Raw genomic sequence first — 17802 nt, 5'->3', positions numbered from 1 at the left:
TGTTGCGTTTGGGCGCTAAAGCGCAACCTAATCTACTAAACTAACCCCTAGTCCCTAGTCCCTAGCCCCTCTTATGCTAACTCTCTCACAAGCGATCGCTCTTGCTTACCAGTCTCTCCAAATCGGTCAAATATCTCAAGCACAATCGATTTGTCAGCAAATTTTACAGCAGCAACCTGATTGTGCAGAAGCGTTATATTTGCTGGGTGCGATCGCGCATCAATCTGGTAAGCTGGATGATGCGATTCTTTATTATCTCCAAACTATTGCTTTTTCCCCTGCCTATGCTGAAGCTTACTATAGTTTGGCTGCGGCTTTGCATCAGCAGGGTCAGTTATTAGAAGCAATCTCGTATTACCAGCAAGCGATCGCTCTCAAACCAGGTTATACTGACGCTCATTATAATTTAGCTAATGCTTTTCAACAAGTAGGCGATTTCTCTGCTGCTATTCTCCACTATCAGCAAGTTATTTCTTGCCATCCCCAGGATGCGGAAGCTTATGCTAATTTGGCAAATATCTATTTGGAACAAGGTTTTATTGATGCTGCTATTCCACATTACCGGCAAGCGATCGCTCTCCGACCTGATGTTCCCGGAATTTATTACAATCTCGGTAAAGCGCTTCTAGATTTGCACAAGTATGCAGAGGCGATCGTACCATATCAACAGGCTTTAAGTCTTGCGCCACAATATTTAGATGCTTACCTTGGTTTGGGTACTGCTTTTACTTATCTGTTTCGCTATGAGGAAGCGATCGCTTGTTTTCAACAGGCTCTTGCGATCGAGCCCAACAGTCCGGAAACTTACCTCAATTGGGGAATAGCTTTAGCTTATCAGAATCAAGTTGAAAAAGCAATAGAATCTTTCCAAAAAGCGTTGCAACTAAAACCGGATTCTGCGCCAGCTTATTGGGAAAACGCTTTCATTTTGCCGATTATCTACGATACCTTTGAGCAGATTTCTTTCTGGCGTCAGCGCTTCTGTCGGGAAGTTAATCAATTAATTCGACAAACTTGGTTAAATCCCTCCCTCCGTCAGTTTGCTTTAAAAATTTTAAACCAGAAAGCTATTAACTTTTACCCTGCCTATCAAGGTTATAACGAGCGCGGGATACAACGGAAGTTAGGTAAGTTTGTACATCAATTGATGGCAGAGAAATATCCGCAATGGTCTATAGCTTTGCCCATGCCACGTCTGGGTAAAAATGAGAAGATTCGGATCGGCTATATTTCTACTCACTTGCGAAATCATAGCGTCACTAAGTTAATTTTTGGCTGGCTGAAAAACTGCGATCGGCAACAGTTTGAAATTTACACTTATCAAGTTGCTCCCGAAGTAGATTTTATCACAGAAAAAATTCGCGATCGCAGCGATAAATTTTATCATATTTATGGTAATATAGAGACAATTTGCCAACAGGTGATGGCTGACCAACTGCATATTCTGATGTTTGCAGATATTGGTATGAATCCCCTGACTTATCAAATCGCCGCATTACGTCTAGCACCCGTGCAATGTGTAACTTGGGGACATCCGGTAACGACAGGTTTGCCAACGATCGATTACTTTTTATCTGGCGATTTAATGGAACCGGAAAATGCGCGATCGCACTATTCGGAAAAGTTATTTTGTTTGCCGAATATCGGAATGTGCTATCAAAAGCCAGAAATTCCCGAACTTAGCAACACTCGCGCCGATTTTCAGCTTCGCAAAGATGCGATCGTTTATCTTTCCTGTCAATCTTTATTCAAATACCTACCTCAATACGATCGCATCTTTGCCGAAATAGCTAAACGTGTTCCCCAAGCGCAATTTACCTTCATTTCTCACGATGCGGCTACTGTTAATGCTCAATTTCAAGAACGTTTAAAACGAGCTTTTGCTAAATTTGATTTGCACAGCGAAGATTACTGCATATTGCAACCGAGAATGTCGCAAATTGAGTACTTCAACCTCAATCTACTTGCGGATATTTTTCTGGATACCTTCAGTTGGTCAGGCGGTAATACAACCTTGGAAGCGATCGCCTGCGGTTTACCGGTGGTGACTTGTCCGGGAAAATTTATGCGCGGTCGTCACTCCTATGGTATATTAAAAATGATGGGAATGACAGAGACGATCGCCCAAAATGAATCAGAATATATCGATATTGCTGTCAAGTTGGGTTTAGACTTAGATTGGCGACAAGAAATCGTGCGAAAAACCTACGAAAGCCATAGCTTAGTTTACGAAGATAAAACCTGCATTACCGCGCTGGAATCATTCTATAAAACAGTTGTTTTAGAAAGGCAGAAGAGCGTCGGGGCAGACAGGTAAAATAGCGATGTACCATCTATTAACCCAAGTTGCTAGTTACACATTTAAACCTAAAATTAGGTACGTAGTTGGGCTTGACGCCCCTCATTCGAGGGATAAGAGGCGTCAAGCCCAACAACATACCGAGTATCTTTAATCATATCGTGCCCGGTGGCATCAGTTGCCTAAAAAATTGCTCTCTTATCTGTGTTCATCTGTGTAGCCTACGGCAAGGCTTCGCCTACATCTTTATTCATCTGTGGTTAAAACTTAACCTCTGAAGCCAACAGATAATTTCCCGCATCACTCATCTACTACCGATACAACCGGACATGATATCAATTATCCCGCAAACGCCACAACTTAATGCTGCTATCATCGTCATCGCTCAGTGTTTGTTCGCCGGGAGTTGTAGTAACAGACCAAAACCAATTAGAATCACCGGTGAGAGTGCGAAGTAATTTCCCGCTATTCATCTCCCACATCTTGATAGTATTGTCATTACTACCGCTAACGAGAGTTGTGCGATCGCTGCCAATCGCCACAGACAAAACAGCACCCGAATGACCGGTGAGAGTGCGAAGCAACTTGCCGTTGCTGACTTGCCAGATCTTGATAGTATTATCCGAGCTGCCGCTGACTGCGGTTTCGCCATCAGAACTCAGCGCGATCGAATCAACCCAGCAAGAATGACCCTTGAGGTTGCGAAGCATCTTGCCGTTGCTCAACTGCCATATTCTCACAGTGCAATCCGAACTGCCACTAACGATAAACTTTCCATCCGGACCGATCGCAACACTCGCCACCCAGTTAGAATGACCTTTGAGAGTGCGAAGCATTTTGCCCGTGGAAAGTTGCCAAACTTTAATAGTATTATCAAAACTGCCGCTGACGATATGCGTACCATCGGCACTGATAGCCACAGAGAGAACCGACCCACAATGACAAGTAAGCGTGCGAAGCAATTTGCCATCGGCAACGTTCCAAACCTTAATGCTATTATCATTGCTACCGCTCACCAGAGTCTGTCCGTCAGAACTAAAGGCAAGACAAAGAACGGAACCGCGATGATCGCTTAGGGTGCGAAGTAATTGGGCGTCTTCTAAATTCCAAATCTTGATAGTATTGTCATTACCCGCGCTGACGAGAGTTTTCCCATCCGGGCTAATAGCCAGGGCTCGCACGCAGTCTGAATGACCGGTCAAGCTGCCAAGCAATTTTCCGTTGTCGAGATCCCAAATCTTGATTTCTTCCGAGTTGGCGCTGACCAGCAGAGGCAAGCGGGGGCTGATAGCCACAGCGCGGACGTAGTTGGAATTGCTGCTGACGGTATTAACCAGGGGCGGACGGGCGTTGGTGGTGAACATGACTGAGATGATTCTCCTTGTGTTGGCGTTGCAAAATCAGCCGGGTACTGGCAGAGTGCGGTGCGGGTGAAGCCGCTTTTACTATAAGCCAGAAAATCTGCTAGCAGTAACCAAATCTAGGGTGCATTGTGGCAAAATTCGATACCAAGAGTGTGGGAATTTTATCAGAACTTAAGGAAAAAAGTGCAGATGCTACCTTGGGCTGGGACTTTGCCAAAAGTCATGGCACGAACTGCCAGCGGCTACCTTCAGCTCTCTGGTCTAGAATGCCCAAGATTGTCCCCAAACTCTCTAAAGATGTTTGTTTTATTTGATTTTGTGTTTTAGCATAGGTTCTTTTCGATGCACCCGAAGCAAGCTTGTCGCTCACTTCTTGAGTTTCTTGCGACCTGCACCTTGCACTATAAGCCAAACCCGATGGTTTGGCAAACTGCTTCTGGTTTGCGATGATTTTCTCGCCTAGCGCCTTTCTCGGTGTATTTTCCGGGGCAAGTTACCCCAAGACACCCCAGAACTACAAAAGCTTAGCAAAATCCTGCGGTAACGATCGTAACATTTTTATTGCCGATCGTTACCGCTGTGGGAGGGCGAAAATTTAAGATGGCAAATAGCAGATGGAAAGAATCAATCTGCTATTTGCCATCTCAAATTGGAAATTCCCTGAATTGCCCAATCTAAAATCTCAAATCCAAAATCTCAAATCGACTTAGGTACCAGAACAGCGATCGAACCACTCCTGGTAAACTTGCTGATGTTGCGAATCCGACAGCAAAATTTCTATTCGCACGCTCTTGCACCCGTTATTTAGCTGTCTGGCAATGGCATCTAACAGCAGGCTGGCAGTTTTCGGAGAAGTAAATTCGCCACTGACAGTTAACTGACTGTTTGGATTGGCAGCTGCGATCGCTTCGGGAGTGGGAATTTCTCCTTGTCCTAAATCTATTTCTGCCAGTACTTTTGGTGACGGACTGACTTGTTCGACAATTAATTTCTCGTACTGGACTGGCACCTCTACCATCCGAGTTTCGATTTCTTTACGAACAACTACTTCACCTACTTTACGTTTGTTGAGGTTAACAACCAATCGTTCTTCTAGTAACCGAATAACTTCTTCTTCTACCACATCTGCTGTTTCGGAATCTGCTGGGGAGATCTCCTCATTTTGAGATGATTCCAGGTTATCCTCGAACTCATTTGGCGCTGACATCTGCTCTGCATAAGAGCTAGCGTAATAGCTTGGTTTTGGATTGACTTCTGGCGTTTGGGAAGGGGGAGGATTGCTTGCCCGAACGGCTTCGCTCTGCCTTTCTGACAGGTGCCTTGCCAGAGTCTGCGATCGCCTATATTCTGGCAGATCCTGTATTTCGTTTTTCGTAATATCTAATGAAAGGGATTTACTGGGATAATCAACTTGATGAATGTGATTGCTTCTTAATAAAAAAACGTGCGAACCGGACGCGGCATCCGCTTGAGATATAACTAAGTTTAGCTGACGCGATTTATCAAGATACACATCCTTTACTTGCCCGACTAAGATGCCGCTACTGTCCTGCACAGAAAAGTTTCTTAGTTTAGTTCTCAACTTTTCCAGCAAGACTTTAATGCGAAGATTATGTTTGTCCGATTCTAGCTTTTTTGCAGATGTTTGCTTCTCCATTTTAACCACCTTTTGTGAATTGTAATGATGTTCCGGATGAATATTTAACCTTGTAAAGCACAGGCAGAGCTTTGATGTCGCCCCGCCTGCACTATTGTTAAACCTGTTTTGACTGAGCAAGCCGAATAATTGCGTTAACTGCGGTTACATAGTTAGAGAAAAACCTATGTACGCTCGCCTCTATCCACAACCGGATCGCCTTCGGTATGAATATCTAACTCTTCGCGACGAACGGTGTCTTCCGTTTCTACTGTATCGCGATCGATTTCTTTACGAAGGCTGACTTCTTCCCGCACAAACGCTTGCTTTTGAATGTTAGCTGTTTCTTGGTACACTTCCATACGTGCTACTTCTCCCGACTGGAAATCAGCATCGCTAGGATTAACAGGTGTCGCATCTGTGGGGTTGTTTCGCTCGATCACAATTCTTTCTTTTTCGATCGGTACGGAAATTCTTGCCGTTTCGGTTTCAATGCGCTTACCAACCGCAACTTCTCCTACTTTATGACGCTCTTTACTGCCGATTAGCCGTTCTTCATACAACCGAAATGTTTGATTTTCCCCCTCGTTAATGTTGTACAGGTAAGGTTCTCGATCGTAATTGTAGGTATCCCGGTTATAAGTTTCAGATCCCGGAATGGATTCTCCCCTGTCGGTAGCTAGGGGACGATAAACTCCTCTCAACCGCTCTTCGTAATCGTAATCAACCGTTAGGCTTTTTTTATACTCCGGTAAATTTTGTACTTGCTCTTTACTCAAACCATCGACAAAGACGCGATGCAAGTTATAATCAATGCGAGATAGACCGATGGGAAGCAAAATTTTCTTACCGAAACCAAAAGCACCTGTGTCAATTACCAGATACCGGAAACGACCTTCGCGATCGACTAATACATCGCTAACGCTGCCGGCTTTCTCGCCTCCCACAGTATAAAGGTCGAGTGTTTTAATATCGTCGTTTCCTAAAGTTTCGCGGTAATTGGGATAATAATCTTCTAGTTCGATCAAAGCCATTTTATTGTCTCCTAAATTGTCTTCATAAAAAATGTTAAAAATCTATCTGATGCTGCCATCTTTCTCTCGACAGACTGAGCTAGTTTTTGGTGAATAATCTCGAAGAGCAGGCAGAGTCAAAGGTTGGCTCTGCCTGCACGTTTAACTAGCATTCAGCATTGGCGTCGGAAAAGCTGATGGCTAATGGCTGACGGCTATTTTTAACGGCTGAGTTTGTCAAAAATAGCACGCGCTTTTAGAAGCGATCTTCAGCTCTTCTATCGACAACGGGATTACCTTCCGTGTCAATGTCTAACTCTTCGCGACGAATCGTGTCTTGGGCGTCAACTGTGTCCCGATCTACTACTTTCCTGACTACTACTTCCTCACGCACGTAGGCTTCTTTACGAATATCAGGAGTTTCTTCGTAAACTTCTATTCGCGCTACTTCCCCTTCGCGGAAATTTACTTCGCCTGGGGTAACTGGCCTACCGGCATCTACTGGCGTAGTGCGCTCAACAACGACTCGCTCTTTTTCGATCGGTACCGAAACTCGCGCCGTTTCGGTTTCCACACGCTTACCAACCGCTACTTCACCAGCTTTGTAACGATTTTTGTTTGCGATCAGCCGTTCTTCGTACAATCTGAAAGTTTGATGATTGCGATCGTTGAGCTCGTACAAATTGGGTTCGCGATCGTAGGTGTAGGTATCGCGATTGAAATTGCTGTAGTTAGCGCGATCGCCCATCGCCGTCGGTGTAGAAACCGCATAATCTGCGTCAACCGGTGTGGAAGCTTCCACAGGCGGCATAGCTGTATCCCCTACAGCAGGAGTGCGATATACGTTTCTCACTCTTTCTTCGTAATCGTAATCCGGTACAGTGCGATCGCTATACTCAGGTAAATCTTCTGCTTGCTTCCTACTCATGTCGATCGCGTATACGCGATCGGCACTATAGTCGATTCGCGACAAACCAACCGGTAGCAAAACTTTCTTGCCAAAAATCCAAAAGCCCAGATCGACTACGAGATAGCGAAAACGACCATCTTCATCAACTAAAACGTCACCGATCGTCCCGATTTTTTCGTCGTTATCTGTATAGACGCCAAAACCTTTGATGTCATCATCATTAAATGTTTCCCGATAGTTGGGATCGAATTGATCGATTTTCATTAGAGCCATGCTAAAACGCTCCTTTTTTTCACATCTGATACTATCAACGCTAAGAATTTATTTTTTATCTTCCATCTTTCTAGAGACTGAATAACGCTTTTAATAGACGAACCAAAGGGTGTAGAAAAGTCAAAAGTTAAAAGTCAAAAGTCAAAATAAAAAATTGCTAAGGGAACTGGCCAATCAAATTTAAAACTGCGCTTTTTAGTCGAGCGATTGCAAAAGATCCCCGACTTCTTGAAGAAGTCGGGGATCTATGTCCAAAAAATGGTCATCATCAGAAAAAATCGGTTGCCATCTTTTTCAGTTCAGAACCTATATGTTACGAGGGTTCCGTACAACCGGATTGCCTTGGGTGTCGATATCTAACTCTTCGCGACGAATGGTTTCTTGCGCGTCCACGGTATCGCGATCGATTTCCTTCCTGACGGTAACTTGCTCCCGCACAAAAGCTTCTTTGCGAATATCGGGAGTTTCTTCGTAGATATCCATACGTGCCATTTCCCCTTCCCGGAAGTCTACTTGGCCTGGGGTAACTGGCGTACCCACATCTGCTGGGGTAGTGCGTTCAACGATAACGCGCTCTTTTTCAATGGGAACTGAAACTTTTGCCGTTTCGGTTTCCACGCGCTTGCCAACTGCTACTTCACCAACTTTGCGACGTGCTTTGTTAGCAATTAAGCGTTCTTCGTAGAGTCTGATGCTTTGGTGATCTTGCTCGTTGATACCGTACAGATTTGGTTCTTGTTCGTAGTTGTAGCTATTGCGATCGTCAGCTACATAATCGGAGCGATCGGTATCTTGCGGACGATAAACTCCTCTTACCCGATCTTCATAATCGTAATCAATCCGTTCGAGGTCGTTGAATTCAGCTAAATTTTCTACTTGCTGTTTTGTCAGACCGATCGCATAGATGCGCTCGTCGTTCTCATCAATACGCGAACGGCCCACCGGTAGCAATACTTTCTTTCCGAATACCCAAAAGCCTGTATCGATGACGAAATAGCGAAAACGTCCGCTGTCTTCATCCACTAGCACATCTGTCACGCTGCCAATCTTATCATCGGTGCCATCAGCATAGACATCAACTCCTTTGATGTCATCGCCATCAAAGAGTTCTTCGCGGTAATTGGGATAATAATTTTCGATTTTTAGAAGAGCCATGCAATAGTTCTCCAATTCTACACAAAAATGCTAGAAGTTTTCGCTAGTTCTATGCCTCTTTCTATGGAAAGATACCCAAGGCTGAATTATTTGTCAGAGTCCTATGTCATTAGGCATAAAACAGCGAATTTCTAGCATTTTTACCTGTTTGATTGACAAGTTTCACAAAGCCAATCTCAAATCCAAAATCCTTGCAGCGGTTGACCGATGGCCGATGATTAATGATGATAAGATATGGTTTGTTTCTGTTCGGCAAGTAAATAGTTAGCATCCTGCATCTCATAAATTAGTCTTACTTGCTCTTCATAATCTTCATCCACCTGTTCGGTACTGTAGTAATCGGGTAAGTATTGAATTTTTTGTTTGTTAATGCCATCGGCATAAACTCGTCGTTCTTCGTAATCGACAAGGCAACTATTTATGGGAAGTAACACTTTCTTGGCGAAACCCCAACTGCTTGTGTCGATAACTAAATATTGGAAACGACCGTCCCAATCGACAAGAGCATCTAGTACGATGCCAATTTCTCTATCAGTTCCACTTGCATAGACAGCAAGCCCTTTGATATCATCACCACCGAAAAGTTTTTTGCGGTAATTGGGATAAAACTCGTCTATGCGTAAAAATGCCATAAAATATTTCCTTGAATTCTTTCACGAATAAGCTAACAAAATGCCTATAGCGAAGCCATCTTTCGGGAGAATGATTGCTCAATGTCGGCATAAGTAGCTATGCTCCTTTGGCAACCCAAATGTCTTATATAAAAAGATATATTGTGCGTTGTTTATGGTTTATGCTAAAAAAAACAATTAGCAATTAGCAATTACCATAAAAATATGCCTAAACGTAGATGTGGAGAATGTCTAATCAGTATTGGATAAAGCTGTTGCAGCAACAGCGAGCGATCGCAGTCATTCGGGCCCAAGACTTAGAATTAGGTCGCCAGATGGCAAAAGCAGTGGCAGCTGGGGGAATGAGTTTGATAGAGATTACCTGGAACAGCCACAAAGCACCAAAGCTAATTGCACAGTTGCGCTCGGAGCTGCCGGAGTGTACGATCGGCACCGGCACCCTGCTAAACTGGGAGCAAATGCAGCAGGCGATCGCATCTGGTGCCCAATTCCTCTTTACCCCGCACGTTAACTTAACTTTAATTCAGGCGGCGGTAGATGCCGGAGTGCCCATCGTGCCGGGGGCGCTTTCGCCAACAGAAATTGTCACCGCACACCAAGCAGGAGCTAGCTGTGTGAAAGTATTTCCGATTCAAGCAGTGGGAGGTGCAAGCTATATCCGCAGTTTGCAAGGGCCGCTGGGACATATTCCCCTGATTCCCACCGGTGGCGTCACGCTGGAAAATGCGACAGAATTTTTACAGGCTGGAGCGATCGCAGTAGGACTTGCAGGCGAGCTATTTCCCCAACAGCTAGTGGCGACGGGAGATTGGCAAGGGATAAGCTGTAAGGCATCCCGCTTGCGCGATCTTATCAAGAACTGGAAAGGTGAGGCCACAGTTACCAAATAACTCTGCCAGCTGATATACCATAACTTAAAAGCGCTATACCAGCCGCTGCGATCGACTAAAAATTTATTTTTGCTAAACAGCAAACATTCTGTCGTGAGGAGGATGCGATCGTGAATAAAATATTTTCTTCTTTTTGGTGGCGTTGTTCTGGAGCTTTATTGGTCAGTGTGGCAATCTCCCTAACAGCATTCTCTGCCTGGTCAAAACCAAAAGAGTCCGTTTCCAGACAGAGACAGTCCTTGACTTTGACAACACCAAGACAGCCCTTAACTAGATCGAGACAGCCCCTGTCAAGACCAACTCAGTCCACGGTAAGATTGAGACAGCCTTCTTCCCGATTGAGACAGTCTTCTTCCACACTAAGACAATCCGCTTCTCGATTGAGACAGTCTTCTTCTACACAAAGACAATCCGCTTCCCGATCGAGACAATATTATCCCGCATCGAGACAATCCTCTTCCAGATTGAGGCAGCCCTACACAACACCAAGACAGTCATTCTCCAAACCAAGACAATCCTGGTCTAAACCCGCACCCCCCGTCGCCACAATTGCACTGCGGGATAAAATTGCCAATAAAATTTTAGAGATGCAAGAATCAGAAAAACGCTGGATTGAAATCGATCTTTCCAACCAAAGGCTGGTTGCTTGGGAAGGAAAAGAACCCGTGCGTGCCGTGATTGTTTCCACTGGGAAGGCATCAACTCCCACCCGCGTCGGTACTTTTGCCGTGCAGACTAAGTTCGCATCTACCCGCATGACTGGGCCGGGATATGATGTTAGCAATGTACCTCACACTATGTATTATTCCGGGGGCTATGCCGTTCACGGCGCTTACTGGCATAACCGTTTTGGCACTCCGGTCAGCCACGGCTGCGTCAATGTAGCTCTCGATCATGCCGAGTGGCTCTTTAAGTGGGCAGCAGTGGGAACTCCCGTGATCGTCCATGAATAACGCCAAAAGTAATCGGTAGAAAGGCAAAATAAAGATGAGAAATATCTTTTTTTGCCTTTTCAATTCGTAACTTTAAATTTGAAATTTTTAACGGTTTTTGAGAAAGTTATGCTGTAACCTAGAGCCAGGAGGAAGTGAACTATGGAAACCATAATTCGTTCTGTTTTTTTACGTCGATCCGGAACTTTCTGGGCAGGTCTGGCGCTCGTACTGGTAACTTTATTTTCCTGGTCAATGCCAACAGAAGCGGCATCTAGGTCGGCAAGGCAAGCGCAGTTACAGCGTAACCAAACTACTAACACAGTTGGGAAGTCTAATTCTAAACGCTATAAAGCCAAACGCGCTAAACGCGCTAAAGTGACTCGCGCACGCGGAAAGGGACGCTGGATAGAAGTTAACTTAGCAAGCCAACGCTTAACTGCTTGGGAAAATGGCAGAGCGGTTTATTCCTCTCGCATTTCCAGTGGCAAGCGATCGACTCCCACTCGTCGGGGAACCTTTGCTGTGCAAAGAAAATACCGCGCTAAAACAATGCGAGGGCCGGGGTACGTAGCTCCTAATGTTCCTTATACAATGTTCTACTCTGGAGGATATGCGATTCACGGAGCCTACTGGCACAACCGATTTGGTACGCCAGTCAGCCACGGTTGCGTTAACCTGCCTGTAGGAGTATCCCGCAACTTATACAACTGGGCTTCTGTGGGGACAAGGGTCGTAGTTCGTTAAAAAGTCAAAAGTCAAAAGTCAAAAGTCAAAAGTCAAAAGTCAAAAGTCAAAATTAATATTTTGTTTTGGCTTTTAACTTTTGGCTTCTTCAGGACTTAGATCGTTCATATTGCGTTACCTCCCCAAACCAGCTTCTCTTAGTGCTTGTGCGAGTGGTTCTGTCAGATTTAATGAAAGCGCCCATCTTTGCAGATACTCGAAATCGAGTCGTTCCCCTTGCAGCTTCAACACACCCAAAATATCTCGCCACTGTTTCTGGGATTCGTTGTCAGTCATCCGAAACCAAACGAGTTTTTGCAATATCGTGTCTTCGGGTGTACAGACATAAAAAGATTTACTAATATCCCCGTCTGGATAGTGAAGCTGACGGCGAGACATTTTGGCACGGGAGAACTCGTCATCCTTCATCACAAAAATGTCTGCTTTTTCTGTTGTGGTCAGGTGGATAACATTAAACGATGAAGCCCTCCCACTCACGGCGTCTTCCACCGCCACTTGACTGATGTAAAACTGTTCTGCCAATGCGTTAATTAGTGGTATAATCTGGCTAGTTTGGATGTTTATTACTAAATCCACGTCTTGAGTGAGTCTGACTTCCCCTTGTAGAGAGCTAGCAACAGAACCTCCTACATAATAAGGGATATTCAGTGAGGTCAAGACAGACGCTAGTTGGTTTGCTAGCCAAATTGGGTCTTCTATCATCAATTCTCCCAGGTATTTCAATCCAGATAAAAAATCAGCCCATTCTTGCCCTAAGCGTTTTCTGATGTAATGTTGTCTCACTGTATCTTTTGAAGCGTTAGGGAACTGACTTTTAATGCCCATCAATGCTAATGTTGCCCCGCGTTTGGCCACCCGCTTGAAAAGAGCTTCTTTTTGCCCTGGTGTCATCTTTCGCCAGAGATTGAACTGCACTTGCTCGGCTTCGATCGAAGTATCTGTAGACTGTGTTCGGTAGTCAAGTGCGGCAATAACTGCCATAGCGATCGCCTCCTTTAATTGTGCTAAGATTTTTACTAGATTTATTGTTTAGCTCAGCTGAACTACAGGCCGATCGTCTAACAAAGTTTGCTTGCTGAGCATATCTTGGACGGTCATCCTCAGAAAGCGTCGGTCATCTACCTGAAACAGCACTTTGATGCGATCGTTCCCCGGATAGCCTGGGGGTGTCAGCTGGGCGATCGTCCTGGCACCTTCCCGATCGTTGAGCGGTTGTACTTGCGTTTGACCGCTGCCTATGTTGCGGGTAATCAGACGATCGCCATCAAAATAAACTTCTGTCGCGCTGTTGCTTTCGGTTCCCAATTCGCCGATAATTAATTCTATACTGGGTTGGTTTTCTACCGAGGCACCCAAGACTAATTCTACCGGTTCGCTCATCGGATAAGGTTGTCCAGCTTTTATTAAGGGATGCCAATTGTGTCGGCTGTGGCGTCTATCCCAGTAACGAATTCCGTAACTGTGATAGAGAAAGTCTTTGAGTTCTATCCCTTGCGCTAGTTGCAAAGCACCTTGGGCGATCGCTTCAAAAGGTTTTTCGCAGCGAATTTTGGTCGCCTCAAAATATTGCTGCACCCAAGTTTGCACAGATGGGATTTGTACTGTACCGCCAACTAATAAAACCGCATCGATATCGGCAACTTCTAAACCTTGCCGTCGCGCTTGCTGTAGCACTTGAGTCATCGACTCATCCAAGCGATCGAAAAACTTGTGTTCTTTGAGGATATCTTCAAAGCGATCGCGCTCTAATTGCAGATCGTAGGTTTCAAAAGTTTCATCATTAAAGTATACTTCACTTGCCTGTCTTTGCAAAGACAATTGCATTTTTAACCGTTCTGCTAAACGAGTTGTCAGCGGTGTTGACACCAAACCTTGAGTTTTGGCAAAATAATCTACCAACCAGTTATCGATATCCGCACCGCCGAGATTTTGACCGGCTTTGGCCAGGACGCGAGCTGTTTTTACCTTTTGTCCGGAAGATTCAGCCAGGGATTTATCGCCCCATTTGAGAATAAAGCCTAGCGGTTTTTTGTTAGTGGAACTATCCAAGCGCACCAGAGAAAGATCCAGCGTACCGCCGCCAAAATCTACCACTAGAATAACTTGTCGATCGGCCATTCCGTAACCCAAAGCCGCCGCCGTAGGTTCATCTACGATTCGCACTTGTTCGACGGGGAGAGATTGGCAAACTTGACCTAACCAGTGGCGATAAGCTTCAAAGCTATCGACGGGAACGGTTAATATTAAAGATTGACCGACATCTGGCAAAGTCGCTTGCAGTTTTTCGATCGACTGGGAGAGGAACCATTTCCCCACTTGTTCAAAAGTAACGACTTTCCCGTCCAGTTCTGGCAAAAATCCTTGGATAGCAGCGCCGATACCTCGTTTGAAACTGCGGAAAAAACGGGGGTCAGTTTTGAGGTCGAGACCGCGATCGCGCACAGCCTGTCCAACTACTACTTTACTGGAGGAAGCGTCCTCAACATAGAGTAAACTGGGTATCAAGGGGGGATTTTGCCCCTGCATTACCGATAAACCAGATAAGCTCAAGGTTTCTGGCTTCTGGGTTACTGGATTCCAGCGGGCGATTACCGTATTGCTAGTTCCGAAATCAATTGCGATCGTCATTTACCCAGTTTACCAGTAGATTGGGATTCGATCGTCTGACTGCTATTAGGGTGGGGGACGGCACGAAATTCCCTCTTCCCTCTTCCCTGTCCCTTACCATACCTTCGATCTGTCAAAGAGACTGACATTTTCCAGCATAAACTCTCTAGACCCAACTGAACTTTTGCTGCTCTCTTTCATGACTAACTTCCATAGTTCCGCACGAACGATCGCAAGTAACAACCTATTTCCTCTCTCTACACCGATGACAGCATGGAGGGTGAAAGAGGGTGCAATGGCAGTGTTTGCGATCGCTACTATCAATGGTAGTCCACAGGGAGCGCGACGCTATCTTTTCGATGTCGCGCCACCAGATGTACTATTCGGTATGGCGACTAGATTGGAGGGTCAGTCACATCAATTAATTGCTGTTGCTTATGAGGAAACGCATTTAGTATCGATCGCTCTGGTAGACTGGGTAGGACAAGCCATAACTGAGCCAAATGGCGGGGGGGAGTCGCTGCTTGAGTGTTTGCAACAGTGGAGCGATCGCTTAGGGGCAGTTATCCGAGGGGCAGATATTTCATTCAATGGTATTAATGTAGCAGGGCTGGATAGTTTAGAGTCGGTTTGTGAATGTTTGGAGCGATTTCATGCTGACTTTTTACTTTGTCTGCACCAACTTGACCAAAAAGAAGCTCTGACGCGATCGGAACAATTTCAGTTACGCCAACAACTCAATCAAGCAGCGAGCGATCGCGCTTTGGATCATCTTACCAGTATTTTTCGCCGTCAAACAGCCGCATCTTTGGCAACAGGAACGGCTTTGTTAATGGCTGCGGGAGCGGTGGGGAGAGCGATGGGGATGGAAATTCGTCCCCCAGCCAAATCAGAAGACTTCCAGGGGCTTAAAGACCCACTAGAGGCGATCGCTCGCGCCTCTCGGATGCGGACGCGCCAAGTCATTTTGCGGGGTGCTTGGTGGCAGTTTGATGCTGGGCCGATTTTAGCATACACGGCTCAGGATGAGCGCCCGGTGGCTTTGCTTCCCATAAATGGTAATCGTTACGAAATTTTCGATCCCGAACAGCAGCGGCGCACACCTTTGAATGCAAACACGGCGCAATTGATTTCACCAATAGCTTATGTGTTTTATCGACCTTTCCCAGATAAAGTACTCACAGTCCTAGAAATTTTCAAGTTTGCCACTAAGGGAACGCTGCGGGATGTGGTAATCGTGTTTATCTTAGGTGCGGTTACTTCCATATTGGGGATGGTAATTCCCCAAGCTACTGGTATTTTAATCGATAATGCAATTCCTAATGCCGATCGCGGGTTGATTTTTCAGATTGGTTTAGGGTTACTAGCGGTAAATTTTGGCAGTATTCTATTAGGTTTGGTGGAAAATGTTGCGACTGCTCGCGCTCAAACTTTTGCGGAAATGCAAACTCAGGCGGCGACTTGGGATCGGCTGTTGAAATTGCCCGCGCCTTTCTTTCGCAACTTTTCGATTGGGGACTTGCAATTGCGCGTTTCTGGGATTAACCAACTTCACCAAATTCTCACGGGTACGGTAATGAGTTCCCTATTTAATAGTTTCTTTTCTCTATTGAATTTGGGGTTGTTGCTTTCTTACAATGGAAAATTGACATTAGTGGCGATCGCAGTAGCGGCCATCAATATTGCGATTACTTTCTTTTCTTTCTTTATTTCCCGCCAAAAAATGATTCCGATGCAAGAATTGGCTGGGGAATTATCCGGTTTAACCGTACAATTAATCGGTGCAGTAACGAAATTACGAGTAGCAGGTGCGGAAGAAAGGGCTTTTGCCTATTGGTCGCAAAAGTTTAGCCAACAACTTAATTTAACCCTCAGTACGGAGGCGATTGAAGATGGCATCACTCTTTTTAATAATATTCTGCCTACTGTTAGTTCAGTGGCAGTTTATGCGATAGCAGTAATGTTAATTGTCGAAGCCCAAGCTCAAGGAGAAAGGGGATTTTCTACCGGAACTTTTTTGGCGTTTAATGTGGCTTTCGGTACTTTTGTGGGCGGGGTGACGGGGTTGAGTAATGCAGCCATCCAATTAATGACGGTGAACGTGATTTGGGAACGAGTGAAACCTATTTTGGAAGCGCAACCAGAAGTTAACGATCGCAAAGCCGATCCGGGAATTTTGTTGGGTGAAGTTAAACTCGATCGGGTGAGTTTTCGCTATGCTCCAGATAGACCATTAGCTATTAATAAAGTGACAATTGAAGCGAAAGCTGGAGAATTTATTGCTATAGTCGGGCCGTCAGGTGGCGGCAAATCAACTATCGTCCGATTACTGTTAGGTTTTGAGCAGCCAGAAGCGGGAACAATTTATTACGATCATCGGGATTTATCGGGATTAGATATTTGGGCACTCCGGCGACAATTGGGTGTGGTTTTACAGAATAGTCGGATTAATAGTGGTTCGATATTTAAGAATATTTCTAGCAATGCTATAGTAACAATGGATGAAGCTTGGGCAGCTGCAAAAATGGCTGGTTTGGCGGAAGATATCGAACAAATGCCAATGGGAATGCACACGGTTGTTTCGGAAGGGGGATCGAATCTTTCGGGAGGACAACGCCAGCGTTTGTTTATCGCTCGTTCTTTGGTATTAAAACCGAAAATTTTGATTTTTGATGAGGCAACCAGTGCTTTAGATAACCGCACGCAAGCAATTGTAATTGAAAGTTTAGCACAGTTAAAGGTAACAAGAATTGTAGTGGCTCACCGTTTGAGTACCATTCGCTATGCCGATCGCATTTATGTGATTGTAGGGGGAGAAGTGAAGCAGGTGGGTAATTTTGAGGAATTAATGTCTCAACCGGGAATGTTTGCTGATTTGATGGCGCGACAGATGGCTTAATTTCGGATCGATTCCCCTAAATCCCCCTTCACAAGGGGGACTTTTGATACTCTTGAGTAGAATTCCCAAATCAAGGTCAAAATGCACGGCTTTGTGTTAATCCAGTGGGTCGCTGGGTATAATAACCAAAACCGCAAGTAGATGTGGCCGTATGAGATATTGCTTAAATCCAGATTGTCCGCAGCCGAAAAATTTGAGCGCAACTGAAAACTGTCAAGCTTGTGGTTCTTCGCTGACTTTGCAAGAGCGGTTTGATATTCTGGTTCAGATGGGACGGGGTGGGTATGGTGCAGTATTTTTAGCCATCGATCGGTCTCAACCTAACCCAATTCATTGTGTAAGTAGTCGGACAAAAGTAATCGACACTGTATGAACTTTTGTTAAGGCACTTGCAGGAGTGCGATCGCTACCCACGGATAGTACAAATGTATTGTAAAAATTGACA

At 45.1% G+C, this 17802-nt stretch carries 15 protein-coding genes; 7 read left to right on the top strand and 8 right to left on the bottom strand.

The window, feature by feature from the left end:
• The first annotated feature begins 73 nt into the window (after positions 1–73).
• A complete protein-coding gene (locus H6G03_RS25775; protein WP_190470665.1) occupies positions 74–2317 on the top strand; it encodes a tetratricopeptide repeat protein in 2244 nt (747 codons plus the stop codon).
• A 317-nt stretch (positions 2318–2634) separates the two neighbouring features.
• Here H6G03_RS25775 and H6G03_RS25770 read toward each other — a convergent pair whose 3' ends face one another.
• Entirely contained in the window at positions 2635–3663 is a 1029-nt protein-coding gene (locus H6G03_RS25770) for a WD40 repeat domain-containing protein (RefSeq protein WP_190470661.1), read from the bottom strand.
• Between the two features lie 128 nt (positions 3664–3791).
• On the opposite strand from H6G03_RS25770, the gene H6G03_RS25765 reads away from it, so the two are divergent.
• The gene (locus H6G03_RS25765) at positions 3792–3977 is read left to right on the top strand and encodes a hypothetical protein (protein ID WP_190470659.1); all 186 of its coding nucleotides are present in this window, start codon (positions 3792–3794) and stop codon (positions 3975–3977) included.
• A 392-nt stretch (positions 3978–4369) separates the two neighbouring features.
• Here the strand turns inward: H6G03_RS25765 and H6G03_RS25760 are convergent, their stop codons facing one another.
• From H6G03_RS25760 to H6G03_RS25740, 5 genes are all read right to left on the bottom strand, one after another.
• Positions 4370–5320, bottom strand: coding sequence for a YsnF/AvaK domain-containing protein (locus tag H6G03_RS25760; protein WP_190470657.1), 951 nt, complete (start codon positions 5318–5320; stop codon positions 4370–4372).
• 164 nt (positions 5321–5484) lie between these two features.
• A complete protein-coding gene (locus H6G03_RS25755) occupies positions 5485–6333 on the bottom strand; it encodes a DUF2382 domain-containing protein (RefSeq protein ID WP_190470654.1) in 849 nt (282 codons plus the stop codon).
• Between the two features lie 235 nt (positions 6334–6568).
• Positions 6569–7495, bottom strand: coding sequence for a DUF2382 domain-containing protein (locus H6G03_RS25750; RefSeq protein WP_190470651.1), 927 nt, complete (start codon positions 7493–7495; stop codon positions 6569–6571).
• 306 nt (positions 7496–7801) lie between these two features.
• Entirely contained in the window at positions 7802–8650 is an 849-nt protein-coding gene (locus tag H6G03_RS25745) for a DUF2382 domain-containing protein (RefSeq protein WP_190470647.1), read from the bottom strand.
• A gap of 218 nt (positions 8651–8868) precedes the next feature.
• The gene (locus tag H6G03_RS25740; protein ID WP_190470644.1) at positions 8869–9282 is read right to left on the bottom strand and encodes a PRC-barrel domain-containing protein; all 414 of its coding nucleotides are present in this window, start codon (positions 9280–9282) and stop codon (positions 8869–8871) included.
• A 227-nt stretch (positions 9283–9509) separates the two neighbouring features.
• Here H6G03_RS25740 and H6G03_RS25735 point away from each other — a divergent pair, with 227 nt between their 5' ends.
• The 3 genes from H6G03_RS25735 to H6G03_RS25725 all read left to right on the top strand — a co-directional run bounded on the left by H6G03_RS25735 (position 9510) and on the right by H6G03_RS25725 (position 11851).
• Positions 9510–10172 carry a bifunctional 4-hydroxy-2-oxoglutarate aldolase/2-dehydro-3-deoxy-phosphogluconate aldolase gene (locus H6G03_RS25735; protein ID WP_190470641.1) on the top strand — a complete coding sequence of 221 codons (663 nt, stop codon included), beginning with the start codon at positions 9510–9512 and terminating at the stop codon, positions 10170–10172.
• A 464-nt stretch (positions 10173–10636) separates the two neighbouring features.
• On the top strand, positions 10637–11125 hold the full coding sequence (locus H6G03_RS25730; protein ID WP_407650766.1) for a L,D-transpeptidase: 489 nt from the start codon (positions 10637–10639) through the stop codon (positions 11123–11125).
• Positions 11126–11266: 141 nt separating this feature from the next.
• Positions 11267–11851: a L,D-transpeptidase gene (locus H6G03_RS25725; protein WP_190470638.1), complete on the top strand. Its 585-nt coding sequence runs from the start codon at positions 11267–11269 to the stop codon at positions 11849–11851.
• A gap of 114 nt (positions 11852–11965) precedes the next feature.
• On the opposite strand, the gene H6G03_RS25720 is transcribed toward H6G03_RS25725, so the two are convergent.
• Both H6G03_RS25720 and H6G03_RS25715 read right to left on the bottom strand, forming a co-directional pair.
• Entirely contained in the window at positions 11966–12832 is an 867-nt protein-coding gene (locus tag H6G03_RS25720; protein ID WP_190470635.1) for a hypothetical protein, read from the bottom strand.
• Positions 12833–12880: 48 nt separating this feature from the next.
• On the bottom strand, positions 12881–14479 hold the full coding sequence (locus tag H6G03_RS25715; RefSeq protein WP_190470632.1) for an Hsp70 family protein: 1599 nt from the start codon (positions 14477–14479) through the stop codon (positions 12881–12883).
• Between the two features lie 178 nt (positions 14480–14657).
• On the opposite strand from H6G03_RS25715, the gene H6G03_RS25710 reads away from it, so the two are divergent.
• On the top strand, positions 14658–17357 hold the full coding sequence (locus tag H6G03_RS25710) for an NHLP bacteriocin export ABC transporter permease/ATPase subunit (protein ID WP_242060469.1): 2700 nt from the start codon (positions 14658–14660) through the stop codon (positions 17355–17357).
• A gap of 151 nt (positions 17358–17508) precedes the next feature.
• Positions 17509–17730 (top strand): 4-Cys prefix domain-containing protein, encoded by a 222-nt coding sequence (locus H6G03_RS25705; RefSeq protein WP_190470629.1) that lies wholly within the window; start codon positions 17509–17511, stop codon positions 17728–17730.
• Positions 17731–17802: the final 72 nt, after the last annotated feature.

This window comes from Aerosakkonema funiforme FACHB-1375 (assembly GCF_014696265.1).
GTDB classification, from domain to species: Bacteria; Cyanobacteriota; Cyanobacteriia; order Cyanobacteriales; family Aerosakkonemataceae; genus Aerosakkonema; species Aerosakkonema funiforme_A.
Note: the sequence above shows the minus strand (reverse complement) of the source record. Positions and strands in the feature narration are given on the sequence as shown.